9 protein-coding genes are annotated in these 13,904 nt (G+C 39.1%); 5 read left to right on the forward strand and 4 right to left on the reverse strand.

What is annotated here, in order from left to right; translation table 11 throughout:
• Window positions 1-14 precede the first annotated feature (14 nt).
• Both AACH28_RS16655 and polA read right to left on the reverse strand, forming a co-directional pair.
• Entirely contained in the window at window positions 15-1,145 is a 1,131-nt protein-coding gene (locus tag AACH28_RS16655; protein ID WP_145330946.1) for a toxin-antitoxin system YwqK family antitoxin, read from the reverse strand.
• Window positions 1,146-1,149: 4 nt separating this feature from the next.
• On the reverse strand, window positions 1,150-3,951 hold the full coding sequence (gene polA / locus AACH28_RS16660; RefSeq protein WP_341831036.1) for a DNA polymerase I: 2,802 nt from the start codon (window positions 3,949-3,951) through the stop codon (window positions 1,150-1,152).
• A 106-nt stretch (window positions 3,952-4,057) separates the two neighbouring features.
• Between polA and rsgA the strand changes: the two genes are divergently transcribed.
• Window positions 4,058-4,978, forward strand: coding sequence for a ribosome small subunit-dependent GTPase A (rsgA, locus tag AACH28_RS16665; protein ID WP_201669779.1), 921 nt, complete (start codon window positions 4,058-4,060; stop codon window positions 4,976-4,978).
• Between the two features lie 89 nt (window positions 4,979-5,067).
• On the opposite strand, the gene AACH28_RS16670 is transcribed toward rsgA, so the two are convergent.
• The gene (locus tag AACH28_RS16670) at window positions 5,068-7,521 is read right to left on the reverse strand and encodes a hypothetical protein (RefSeq protein ID WP_341831037.1); all 2,454 of its coding nucleotides are present in this window, start codon (window positions 7,519-7,521) and stop codon (window positions 5,068-5,070) included.
• A complete protein-coding gene (locus AACH28_RS16675; RefSeq protein WP_088163336.1) occupies window positions 7,481-8,518 on the reverse strand; it encodes a hypothetical protein in 1,038 nt (345 codons plus the stop codon). The genes AACH28_RS16670 and AACH28_RS16675 overlap by 41 nt, the downstream gene beginning before the upstream one ends.
• A 95-nt stretch (window positions 8,519-8,613) precedes the next feature.
• On the opposite strand from AACH28_RS16675, the gene AACH28_RS16680 reads away from it, so the two are divergent.
• From AACH28_RS16680 to AACH28_RS16695, 4 genes are all read left to right on the forward strand, one after another.
• A complete protein-coding gene (locus AACH28_RS16680; protein ID WP_145330954.1) occupies window positions 8,614-10,509 on the forward strand; it encodes a hypothetical protein in 1,896 nt (631 codons plus the stop codon).
• 178 nt (window positions 10,510-10,687) lie between these two features.
• On the forward strand, window positions 10,688-12,478 hold the full coding sequence (locus AACH28_RS16685) for a potassium transporter TrkG (RefSeq protein WP_341831038.1): 1,791 nt from the start codon (window positions 10,688-10,690) through the stop codon (window positions 12,476-12,478).
• A gap of 110 nt (window positions 12,479-12,588) precedes the next feature.
• Window positions 12,589-13,275: a TrkA family potassium uptake protein gene (locus AACH28_RS16690; RefSeq protein WP_341831039.1), complete on the forward strand. Its 687-nt coding sequence runs from the start codon at window positions 12,589-12,591 to the stop codon at window positions 13,273-13,275.
• A gap of 3 nt (window positions 13,276-13,278) precedes the next feature.
• A complete protein-coding gene (locus tag AACH28_RS16695) occupies window positions 13,279-13,599 on the forward strand; it encodes a YbjQ family protein (RefSeq protein ID WP_088163334.1) in 321 nt (106 codons plus the stop codon).
• The last annotated feature ends 305 nt before the right edge of the window (window positions 13,600-13,904 follow it).

A 13,904-nucleotide genomic window follows, 5' to 3' on the forward strand; every position in this document is an offset into this window, starting at 1 on the left:
TTCTGCAAAGATAATTATTTACTCGAATTGTCTATTTGTCTTTCGATTTTAATTGAATGGGTATAGATTTTTCCGTCATTACCCTGTGTGATTCCGCCGGATACTCTGATAAGGTCGTCTTGAGGCTGATTGTCTTTATATGTAGGGAAATAGAAGTCAACACTTCTCGCAATACGGCTCAAAGTGCCATCGAAAGGCTCGTCGCCGGAATCTGATATTAACTTGAGGCTTTTTGGATTAGCCATTCCGCTTTTCTTTACTTCCACTAAGTAAGAAAAATTAACCTGTTTGGTGATGTCTAGCCCGGTTTTATTGAGATTGTCGTTAAAACGTTTGGTTAGGAATGCATAAAAATTGGAATAATCATCAAAGCTGCAGGACTTACCGTTAAATAGTTCCGCTCGTATAAAATAGTCGTAAGGGAGGATACTTAGCGACATGAAATCCTCATTATTTAGATCTCCATTGTCGTCATAGGTCGTTGTGAGTACACCATTTGCAAAGCGTTGTGTCATGGCGTAAACTGCTTGCTGACCTACATTGTAGAAATATGTATTCCAGTTTCCCTGCGGCCTACCGTTTTTTACCTTTCCTTTGCGTAGATAGAAATCAAAACCGAACTCCGTAAAACCTTCAAAAGGAATAGAAAATTCATAGTTGCCTTCGCCGTCTATCACCTCCTGTTTGCCTCTGTTGTCCCAGTAATCTTTGATAAAATAGCCTTGCTCATTATAGGCAATGGTTAATAAGGGTTTTCCATCCGGGTAGTAATATTTCCAATCACCGGTTGGATGGTTGTTTTGAAAATTTACTTCCCATTTTAGCACTCCGTTCGGATGAAAGGCTTGGAATAAGCCTTCTTTTTTACCATCTTTATAGGAACCAATGAGTATTCTCGATCCATTTGGCGCAAAATCGCGGAACTCTCCATCAAAAACTTGCTTTGCAAAATCAAATTTGCTCACACGTTCGATCGTTTTAAACTCACATTCTTTTGAAACTAAATAATAATATTTGTCAAAATAAAAGCGAATCAATCCCTGGTCTAGTTTTTCATAGAATACAGGTTTGTCATCTTGTGCATGTAGCTTTGTAAAGCTACAGACACACAATAATAATAAGATATGGATGAGTTTTCTAATCATAACTTTAATGTGCTTCTAGCCAATTTTTGCCTTCTCCAATTTCTACGATCAAAGGAACACTCGTTTTTATAGCATTGGACATTTTATCCAAAATAATTTTTTTGAATACCGCTATCTCGTCTTTAGGTACGTCAAAAACCAATTCATCATGCACCTGCATGATCATTTTGCCGGATAAACCTCGCTGCTCAATTTCCTTTTGAATGGCGATCATGGCAAGTTTGATTAAATCTGCTGCTGATCCTTGGATCGGAGCGTTGATAGCGTTTCTTTCTGCGAATCCGCGAACGGTCATGTTTGCGGAATTGATATCTCTCAGATAACGTCTCCGTTTTAAAATTGTTTCAACGTAACCATTCTCCTTTGCAAACTCGACGGCATCACTCATGTATTTTTTTATCCCTGTATATTGGTTAAAATATTCATTGATGATATCGGATGCTTCTTTACGTGATATGCCAAGATTTTGAGAAAGGCCAAATGCCGACTGACCATATATAATGCCGAAGTTAACTGCTTTCGCGTTGCGACGTTGTTCAGAAGTAACAGCATCAAAATCCATGTTGTATACTTTCGCGGCTGTTGCCCGGTGGATATCATGACCTTGGCTAAACGCTTCCATCATATTTTGATCTTTACTTAGCTCTGCAATTAGGCGAAGTTCAATCTGCGAATAATCGGCAGAGAGGATCACATTGTCTTCAGATCTTGGGATAAAGGCTTTTCTAACTTCTCTCCCCCGCTCGGTACGGATCGGGATGTTCTGCAAGTTCGGATTCGTTGAGCTCAGACGGCCTGTTGCGGCAACCGCTTGATTGTAGGACGTATGAATGAGCCCTGTTTCGGGGTTTATCAACTCAGGTAGTGCATCAACATAGGTTGATTTGAGTTTTTGCATTTGCCTAAAGTTTAAAATATCTTGGACGATATCTGATTTATGGGCCAAAGCTAATAACACATCTTCACCTGTTTTATACTGTCCCGTTTTTGTTTTTTTAGCTTTAGGATCCAGTTGCAGTTTATCGAATAAGACTTCACCCAATTGCTTCGGGGATGCAATATTGAAATTTACGCCCGCTTTCTCAAAAATGGATTCCTCGAGATTTTTAATGTCCTGCTCCAGTGTTTTTGAAAACTCTCCAAGTGCAGGAACATCTATTTTTACACCGTTTCTTTCAATTTCAGCGAGTATATAGACTAATGGGAATTCCACATCCTGAGCGAGCTGCATGGTGTTGGTCTCGACAAGAAGTGGTTGAAACACATTTTTTAGCTGTAGGGTAATATCTGCATCTTCAGCAGCATATTCTTTTACTTTTTCGACTTCAACGTCGCGCATATTCCCTTGCTTCTTTCCCTTTTCACCGATAAGTTCTGTGATTGATACCGGGCTGTAATTTAGGTAATTTTCTGCGAGTACATCCATTCCGTGACGGGTATCTGGATCAATCAGATAATGTGCAAGCATGGTGTCAAAAAGGGTGCCTTGTACTTTTACACCATAGCGTGCTAATAATAAAATATCGTACTTGATGTTTTGTCCTATTTTTTCAATTTTTGGGTTTTCTAAAGCGCCCTTGAAAATATCGACTATAGCCTGAGCGCTATCACGATCGGCAGGTGTTGGGACATAATATGCTTTTGCGTTCTCAAAAGAAAATGATAAGCCCACAATGTCCGCAAGGTTTGCATCTAATCCTGTTGTTTCTGTGTCAAAACAAAAACTATCCAAAGAAGCAAGCTGTTGAGCGAGCGCTACTTGTTTTTCGTTTGTATCAACCAAAACATACTCATGTCCGGTATTATGTATGTTATTTATTGCTGCATTTTCGACGCTAACTTCGGTAACAATTTCGGTGGTGGTAATTGTCGTTGTTGTGGTCGAAAATAGATCCATTTGTCCATTTGTAGGGCTGCTCTTGTCAAGGACGGAGAAATCTTCGCCGAAAACTCGTTTTCCAAGTGTTCGGAATTCTAATTCAGCAAATAGCGGTTCAAGGATTTCTTTGTTTGGATCTTCCAGTTCTAGCGATTTTTCATCGAGTTCAATGGGTACATCCAATAAAATAGTGGCTAATTTTTTGGAGATGAGCCCTTGTTCTGCAAAATTCTCTACGTTTTCACGCATTTTTCCTTTTAGTTGGTCCGCGTTAGCGATAATGCCTTCGACAGATCCGTATTCCTGAACAAGTTTTTTCGCTGTTTTCTCTCCAATACCAGGTATACCAGGGATATTGTCTACGGCATCACCCCAAAGACCGAGAATATCGATGACCTGGCAAACATCAGAAATTTCCCATTTTTCAAGAATCTCTTTGACACCTTGTACTTCTGCTCCATTACCCATGCGTGCAGGTTTATAGATAAAGATATTTTCAGACACAAGTTGCCCGAAATCTTTATCCGGTGTCATGCAATAGACCTGAAAATTTTGCTTTTCAGCCTTTTTTGCCAGCGTACCGATAATATCGTCGGCCTCGTAACCATCCATGGTGATGATCGGAATATTGAAGCCCTCAATTAAGCGATTGATATAGGGGATAGAGGCCGCAAGGTCTTCTGGCATAGATTCGCGATGTGCTTTATAAGCTTCAAATTCAATATGTCGTGCGGTAGGTGCCGCCGTGTCGAACACTACTGCTATGTGGGAAGGTTGCTGATTTTTCAATACATCCAATAGGGTATTGGTAAATCCCATGATTGCTCCTGTATTTAACCCTGTTGAGGTAATTCGGGGAGTTTTGCTCAATGCAAAATAAGCTCTATATATCAGAGCCATTCCATCTAGAAGAAATAGTTTTTTCACAAAATTGAATTTTAGTCTCCTTACAAAGGTAAGAAATTCATCAAAGGGTAAGTTTAATAAATTTTTCCGATTTTTGTACTATGACACATTTAATGCAACAGGATTTATGAGAGGACTGGTAACTAAATCGACAGGTAGTTGGTATCAAGTTTTGGGCGAAGATGATAAAAGATACGATTGTCGTATTAAAGGAAAGTTTCGTACTAAAGGAATAAAAACGACTAATCCTGTTGCTGTGGGGGATTGGGTACATTTTGATGTGGAACCTGATCAGGATAGTGCGGTCATTCACGAACTGGAACCTCGTCGAAATTATATCATTCGAAAATCCGTCAATTTGTCCAAACAAACTCAAATTATCGGAGCAAATCTGGATCAAGCTTTTTTAGTTGTGACACTTGCCTCTCCGCCAACATCTTTAGGTTTTATCGATCGCTTTCTAGTAACAACGGAGGCCTACGGAATTCCTGCCGTAATTATTTTCAATAAATTGGATCTTTTTAGTGATGAAGGGTTGGAGATATTGGCAGACTATAAAGCTATTTATGAACATATTGGCTATCCCTGTTTCGAGGTTTCTGCGTTAACCGGTACCAATATCGACGTTGTCAAGCAACTGCTTAAAGATAAAATAACCTTGGTATCAGGTCATTCTGGGGTTGGCAAATCAACGTTGATCAATGCAATCGTCCCTGAATATGGGTTGAAAACTGGTGAAATCTCCGATTGGTCTGACAAAGGAAAGCATACAACTACTTTTGCTGAAATGTTTGATCTTCCTTTTGGAGGGAAGTTAATTGATACGCCTGGTATTCGTGAGTTGGGAATTGTCGATATAGAAAAACAGGAGCTATCCCATTTTTTTCCAGAGATGCGCGCGTTGATGAATCAATGTCGATTTCATAATTGTAGGCATATCAATGAACCCGGTTGTGTCATTATGGAGGCTGTGGAAGAAGGCTCTATTGAGAGTTCGCGCTACGATAGCTACCTCAGTATATATCATAATGAGGATAGTAGATCTTAATCTATATAAATCTTAATCTTTATAAAAAAATAGCGCCTTCTTACATCAAGAAGGCGCTATTTTTTGTAAAACGAGATAGGATGAAGCCCTTAATGTATCGCTTGTGTTAAATTTAGAAAATCACGGAGATAGGTACACTCCCGCGAAGCGATTGTAAAGAAAGGCGTATCCTTATATTGTGTACTCAATTCTTTGAAGTATTTATTTTGCATCGAAAAACGATAGAAAGGATTCTTTAATGGCGAATCATAGTATTGCCAACGCGATTCATTGGTATAGACAAAATCTTTCTGCTCACATTTGGCAAGCATAAAGGTACATTTCGCTTTGAACTCTTTGTCTGTGCTCAGCGTACGCGCTTTGCTGTACCATTCTTTTGCTGATTTTGTCTGTAGATAATTTCGTTGCCAGTGAAGTGTCGAAGCGGCGTGGTTGTCGGTGGACGACCAGTCATAGGACACCAGGGACCAAGCATTTCCATAGGTACTAGTCTGATAAATACCTGTGGCCATTTGGAAATAATAATCGGCTTTTTTCTGGTTGTTCTTTTCCGTTTTTATGGCATTTTCCAAGCGTGCCATCCGTTCAGCATATTTTAGCTTAGTGGTGGACTCTTTACCATATTTTTTAGGGTAATCATTTATCGTTACAATAAATGGATTCGGTGTAATATCGCTTTCATCCGCATCGTACCAGTTTTTAATTTCTTTTATTTTATGGTCTTTAGGAAGTCCCGCTAAAGTTTTTGCTGCTTTTTGGAAATCCAGTTCGCGCAGGTAGGTTGTACCCAATAATTCCGTGAGATAATCTTTATTGAAATGTTTGATATCCTTCAATAAGAATTTAGATAGGGTATTCTGTTGGGAATTGTCCGACAGTAAATTTCTTATTTTTAACAGCGTTTTAGGTGTAAGGCTATTTTCCCAAAAGTGCATTGTTGTCCACTGCATATTATCTTCCAGTGAGTCTTTCACAAAGCCATAGTTGTAAAAGGCATCCGCCTTTACAGCTGCTAAACTAGCCATGGCGGTATCTTGTGTATTCAAATAATGTTTTACGACAAGATTTTGTAGAATATTCCGGCAGATTAAACTATAGTTGCTATATTCAAAAGCACTATATCCCCAATTTTGCTTGCGGATATCTTCTTTACCATCAAGTTTTGCTTTTTCTTCTAACCAAGATAGCGTTTTGGTCAATTGAACTTCATCTAGTTGTTTACTGCTTTGCCAGTCAGTTAATTGCGTAAGTAATCGGGTAATTTGAAGCTGATCAATCAATTTTGGACTGAGGTCAGTCTCTTTTATTTCGGAAAGGTATTTTTTTGCTAACGTATTTTCCTTATTCATCCAGCTTAGGTAGGCGGCAGTAATAAGACCCAATTGGGGTTGAACATATTTTTTGTCGCGATAAAGTTTTAGGGCAAAATTGCGAAGAGAATCCAGATGTAGTTTAACCTTTCTTTTATCGTCATTTTTACTGTAGTAATTATAATTATCGCTACTGAGGTAAAAAGACTCGTTCATTTCTGTTTCTATCTTATTGACTTCGCGTCCCAATAGTACGGCATTTACGGTGTTGGCAGGATCGAGCTGATAGCAGTCGCTCAGATATTTCAGGGCATAGTCACTTGTGCCAAAGCCTATGATAGCATTGATATTGAACCGATCCGCATCATTTTTTGCATATTGAAATATCTCAGCATCACTGGCAGTGATATAATGGAAATTAGCATAAGCGAGGATGCGCCTTTCTGGACTGGCAGTGAATAATTTAGAAAAGAGATAAGCTGCCCTTGCAGGATCACCATTTTTGCGGACAGCCCCCGCATAGTTGGATAGTGCCCAATTGAGGATAGCTTCGTCTCCCTTAGCAGATTGCAGGTACTTTTCATAAATCGTCATGCTCTTGGCGTATTCCTGCCCAAATAGATATAAACGGGCAGCTTGATAAGCATAGCGGATATAGAGAAAGCTATTTTTGGGGTACTTGGGGATCTGCTGTTCGGCGAGTTCAGCTAATTGTGTGATTTCTTTGAAATTTCGGGTATCCGGATCCCAATAGTTATGTTGAATATTCGTGATGGGTTCCTGCTTTTTGGTGAACATAAAATAAGCGCGTTCAGCTTCATGTTTTCCGTCAATCAATGTGCTTAAGAACGTATTTCCTTTAATGGAATCTGGCAGGTTGATCCAAGTCGACTTTTGTTGATTGCTCGCTAAATTAGCGGTTGCAGCGTTGCTGTTGTACATCAATTGCTCGACATCCTTAACCTTGACCTGGGAACCGAGGTGCTTCACCCAAGTTTCGGAATTGATTAAACTTTCTTTGACTGGAGCTTCTTCCGTATAAAGAAATTGGTAGGGGATAAATTGAAAGGCAGAAAATCCATTGTCCTCCAGATTGGGGAGATAATATGTCGTTTGATTGTCGTAAGGATCCACTTCAGGACCACAGGCGATATTGGTTGCAATCTCCCCAAAGAAGAAAGCTAATGTAGTGCTAGAAAGTAGCAATAATTTTTTGTAATTCGGCATTGCCATGGTTTGCTAGTGTAGCTTGATCTAAATGATAAAAAATAATCCGGTGTTCTTTTCCTTTCAGCTCTCCCTTCAAAAATTTTGCCGTTTGTAAGAGTTCCTCCTGATTGATGGATTCAAAACGTATAACATCTCCCTTTTTAAGGTTTGCTTTTGGGAGATCTTTCGTTAAAATATAGAGGTTCGTATTGGGGTTATGGGTAAACAATGACGAGTTTTTGAGATCTTCTTCATTGATATGTTTTGAAATACCGATGTAATTATTATTTCTGAAAACGACAAACCACTGAAATAGCGGTAATGCAATATCCATTTCCATGGGATAGTTGCGTAATGTTCCGCTTAGATAGGTCTTGAGGTCCTGTTGATTTAAAATGGAGTTTTGATTGCCAAATTGTCTGAGATTTCCCATGTTGTAACACATTAACATCGCTTTTTTCACAGGCGGAATTCCGCTGGTGACTGTGTTTTTGACCTGGTGTAGCCGCAGAGTAGAGCTCACGACAACATCTTTTAAGGCCGGCAATTGTTGTAAATAGGTGAGCAGGTAGAAAAATTTATCACGGGATGTCTTTGTCCAATCGCAGTCCAGTTGGAGTTCGGTAAATTTTTCCTTTCCTGCTTGTTGTATTTTAGCCGTCACAAACGGAACAATTTTATTTGCCAGTCCTCTGATTTGCAGGCTATCCATTTCCACAAAAATACGTTGGTTGACAAATACTACAGGAATCAGCTGCTGTTCTTTGGGGACAGGTTGCGAAAACGTAATGGGGCTAATAGGGACGGCTTGTACACCAGATGGATCGAAATCAATATCCATAATGCGGACATAGATAGATTTCGCATCAATTTCCTTTAAAGAGCGGCTTTCTACGGTGTCTAACTGGAATACTGTCTTCCAAAAATAGAAGCCTGTTTCATGCTTTGTTTTGGTGCAGGAACTTAAAAAAAGTAGAGAGAGCGGTACAAGAAATAAAAATAGTTGTGTTTTACGCAGCATATTCACTTTATTTAGTCGTAATTCAAACAAAATGGGCTTAATTTTGTTTGTTATTCAATAAAATAAAGACGAAATTACAAAGAGATTGTGACTTTATGAAGCCTATTTTCAAATGGATCCTTGGTATTGTAGCGTTTATCCTATTGGCATTGGCTGGAGGTATTTGGTATTTTAGCAATAAGTGGAAGCCTCTTTTAGATACTAAAATCAAACAGCTGGTGTCCCAAGCAACGGACAATTTGTATACTATTACATACGACGATATCCACGTCAACCTATTATTGGGTAATATAACAATAGACAATCTGCATCTCGTGTCAGATAGTTCCATCTATAAAAAGTTGGAGCTGGTCAAAAAAGCGCCAGATAACCGTTTCGAAATTTCCATCAATAGGTTGAAAATAAAAAGCTTTGGTATTCGAAGGGTATTGATGGATAAGGAGCTTTTCCTGAATGATATCACCGTCGAAAGACCAACGATTCATGTCATTAATGAGGTACACCGTTATAATGATACGGTGAGTCGGGGATCTAAAAAACCACTGTACGAGAAAATAAAGGACAATCTGAAAAAAATTCAGGTGCGGGCCGTCAATTTGAATGACATCGATTTTAAATATACGCAAGTCCAAAAAGGGGTTTATCAAGATTTCGAGGTCAAGAAGGTCAAGGTCCGGATAGATGATGTTTTGATCGATTCAACTTCTGAGCACGACAGGCAGCGCTTTTATCATACGAAAATGATTGATATTGAGGTGCCTGGTTTTACCTATAAAACTCCGGATGGGTTTTATAAAGTAAACTTTGATCAGTTGAAAATCAATAGTAAAAACCGCAATGTCCTCTTGACTAAAGTTGCTTATCAGCCGACGCTGAATAAGGCTGCTTATTACCGGAAGAAAGGTGAAGGTGGAAGCTATATGGTGCTGAAAATGGATACCCTGCTTTTGACGGGATTCAATTTTGCCGAGCTTTCTCGTGATAAGAAAATATATGCACAAAATGCACGCTTAAAAAATGGTTCTCTTTCGATTTATAGTGATAAACATTATAAAAGCCCACCAACCAGTCAGATTGGAAATGCTCCGCACATGAAATTAATGCAGATGTCGACACGCTTGGGAATTGATTCATTAATTTTAGATAATATAGGAATTACGTATGCTGAAATGAGTGATGAGTATAGTCAAATCGGTACCATTACTTTTGATCACACGTATGGTACGATATTGAATGTGACAAATGATTCGACAAAATTGCTTAAGCAGAAGCTCATGCGTGCAAATTTGAGCAGCAATTTTATGAATGCGGGCAAGCTTTCTACCAATTTTGTTTTTGATATGACCTCTAAAGTTGGGGCCTATACCTACAAGGGCACACTTGGGAAAATGGATCTAACGGTCGTTAATAAGATGATCCGGCCATTGTTAAATGTTGAGGTTAAATCGGGCAATCTCAGTCAGATTACATTTGACATATGGGCTAACGATTACCGTAGTAAAGGAACCTTTAAAATGGATTATGATGACCTCAAAGTTAATATCCTGTCGGAGCCAGGTGATGATGGTCGTCGAGAAAAAAAGGGGCTGCTGTCTTTTATGATTAATCAGGTGTTGTTTAATCCGGGCAATCCGGATTTATACGGTAAATATACGGTGGGGCATATTAACAAGCGTCGGGATCCCAATCATCCGTTTTTTAAAGCGATGTGGCAGACTTTGTTGGTTGGAATTAAACAATGTGTCGGCCTTGGTCCAGAACGGGAGGCTAAACTGATGAATACGGCTGGAAAAGTTGAAAAAGTCGTTGAGGGCATCAGCAAGGCCAAGAAAATGATTTCAAGTATATTTAAGAAACACAAAACTCCTGAGGAGTTGCTGAAGGAAGAAAAAGAAGATGAGGCCAAAGAGGCGGCAAAGATTGAAGAGAAGCGGAAGCGTGACCGTGAAAAAGCTGAAAAGGAACTTGAGAAAGAAGGAACGGGAAATTGAGGATCCGTTTCACGTGGAAAGGTTCCCGTTTGGTGCCGTTGCCGATATTTTTTAGAAATTGTAGAGGAAGTGATGTACTGTATTTATAAAACCTCATTGCCGGCTTCGTTAGCGCGCCAAAAAATACAACGGAGATAGATTTGCATTTATTGACAGATTTATCTTAGTTTGAGACATTATGATAGATTCGATTTTAAGTTTTATCCGGTTTGTTTTCAAATATAAAAATGGGCTTGTAGACAAAATCATGTTCTATGTGAGCATGATTTGCGCCGCAATCGTTATTTTTAATGTGGGCTATGTTACTGATCCTGCATTGGGGAAATTGCTTGGTAAAACAATTCATTATCTTTTCTTTGTCCTCTTTTTCATGATTGCTCTCCGCGAGTCATCTTCCATTTATGCACTCAAAAAAATTGCTGTTGAGCATTACTCGGGCTTAGTTATCCTCATCTACTTTGTATTTATCCTTATTGCCCGTTTTGCAGGATTTGGAGCGCTTTCTGTTTTTTCAAGAGAACAGTGGGTTTATCTAGGAATCTATCTTATTTTTATCGCGGAGCTATCGAAAGGTACGCTTTTCTTTGACAATTTTTATTTTAATCCGACAATATTATTTGTCATCAGTTTCCTGGTTCTTATCTTGCTCGGAACCGTACTCTTGATGCTGCCCCGTACCACGGTAGAAGCTCCGTTAAGTTTTGTGGATGCTTTATTTATGGCAACTAGTGCTGTTTGTATCACTGGCTTGTCTGTTGCCGATATTTCAACCAATTTTAGCATGTTCGGACAAACCGTGGTCATTGTTTTGATACAGGTTGGCGGATTGGGTATTATGACATTTACAGGTTTTTTTGGCTATTTTTTCTCTGGCGGATTTTCTTTTAAGAATCAATTGATGTTTGGTGAAATTCTGGGTGAAAATAAAGTGGCCTCTGTCATTAAAACCCTATTGACCATGATATTTATTACGCTGCTGTTTGAATTTCTTGGAGCTATACTGATCTTTAGTACCTTAGAAAGTGCTAATTTTCCAAATTTAGGGAGTATGGTTTTCTTTTCGATCTTTCATTCCATTTCTTCATTCTGTAATGCTGGATTTTCGATCTTATCTGGGGGTATTACCAATGAAGCCTATAAATTCAATTATCCATTCCAGCTGGCGTTATCTTCGCTTTTCATTCTTGGTGGTTTGGGGTTTGGAATTGTATTGAATTTCTACACCTATATTAAAGAATCCATATTGCTTTATTATCACCGATGGATCACAAAGAAAAACTATAAGCATAAAGCATGGAGCTTTAGCTTTAATTCTAAATTGGTGCTGGTCTGTAATGCGATTATTATTGTAGGTGCAACTTTGTTTTTCTACTTTTTGGAGCGAGGGAACACCCTTTCTCTTGAAAGGGGAATCGATGGTGAATGGGCAACTTCCTTCTTTATGGCCAATGCAGCGCGTTCAGCAGGATACAATAGTGTTGATTTGAGTTTTGTCGGGCCACCGACTGTTTTTTTGATTATGCTGCTGATGTGGGTCGGGGCTTCTCCCGGATCTACTGGTGGGGGAGTAAAGGTAACCACCGTTGCTGTTTCACTGCTGAATATTGTTTCTTTGGCTAAAGGAAAAGAATTTATTGAGATTTTTAAAAGGAGGATTGCCGGCGAATCTGTTAACAAGGCTTTTGCGATTATTTTGTTGTCACTATTCGTCGTTGGGTTCAGTTTTTTTGTGCTCATTTTTACAGATCCGGATAAGAGCATGAAAGCACTCCTCTTTGAATCGTTATCAGCGTATACAACATGTGGATTGAGTTTGGGGATTACACCATCACTCAGTATGGGCGGAAAATTGATTATTGCCCTAACGATGCTGGTTGGGCGAGTAGGGATGTTGACTTTGCTGGTCGCTTTTATAAAAAATACAACACGTAGAAATATTGTATTTCCAGAAGAAAAGATCCTGTTTTAGTTAGACCGACAAGCGTATTGACTACCTTTTGATGGCCTTATCAAAGAAATATGAATATATAAATCGAAAGAGAGCTTGGAAATAAAAGTAAATTTATTTTAGTTTGAGATATGAAGTATATTGTTTTAGGATTGGGGCATTTTGGACGTTCTCTAGGGGTACATCTCACTGAGCTCGGGCATGAGGTAATCGGTGCTGACCGAAATCTTGGCATCGTCGAACAATTGAAAGACAAGATAACGCACACGGTATGTCTGGATACAACAGACCGAGAAGCGGTTTCATCGTTACCGCTTAAAGATGCACATGCAGTCATTGTTGCGATCGGGGAAGATGAGGGAGCCTCGCTCATGACCGTAGCCCTCTTAAAACAGTTGAAGGTCAAACGTATCATTGGCCGTATCGTTTCAGATTTACAAAAGACTGTTTTGGAAGCCATGGAAATCAATGAATATATCATGCCCGAAGAAGAAGCCGCTGAGCGATTGGCGATGCGCTTGGACAATATTGATATTGTCGATTCGTTTAAGGTTTCGGATAAATATTCTATTGTAGAGACAAAAGTCCCTGCTCGATACGTTGGTATGACGTTGCGTGAGGCGAACCTGACGAATTTGTATAAGGTAATTGTACTCACCACCGTGAAAATTACAGAAACGAAAAAGGATGGTGTGACCAAAGAACAAAAGGAAGCTTCAGGAATTGCTGCATCAGAAACGATCATGGAAGAGGGAGATATTTTGGTTGTCTTTGGTGAGCTATCCAATATTAATAAGTTAATTCAAAAAGGAGAATAAATTATGCTATTGACAACAACAGGTACTATTGAGGGACACCAAATTGAACGCTATTTGGGAATAGTCTCTTCCGAAGTGGTTCTGGGAGCGAATGCAATCAAGGATATGATGGCGGGTTTTCGCGATTTTTTTGGCGGAAGATCCAACTCTTATGAACGCGCATTCCAAGAAACACGTGAAGCAGCGCTGCGTGAACTTGAAGACCGTGCACGCGCCTTGGGTGCTGATGCGGTCGTTGGGGTTCGACTGGACTTTCAAACGGTGGGAACAGGAGGAATGATGATGGTGGGCGCAACGGGAACGGCCGTAAAAATGAAATCTTAATTACCTAAAGTCCTAAATAACATTAGGGCTTTTTTAATGCTTAAAAGACGTGACATGGATCGATCGTATTTAATACCTATTATAAACTTTCTGTTAACAGGACACTGAGCGATAATTATAATTGTATATAAAAACAAATTTATCTAAGTTTGGCTTTTAAGACTTTTAAACAACCTAAGAAGGTAAATGAAATCATCGAGTTTTATCAAACCGCGTGTAATGTGTTCATAAATACAACGAAAGGCAAGTTATGGATGAACGATTATTTGGTAAGTTGAATAAATTAGATATATTCATCACCTTAA

This window comes from Sphingobacterium thalpophilum, assembly GCF_038396785.1.
Taxonomy (GTDB): Bacteria; Bacteroidota; Bacteroidia; order Sphingobacteriales; family Sphingobacteriaceae; genus Sphingobacterium; species Sphingobacterium thalpophilum_A.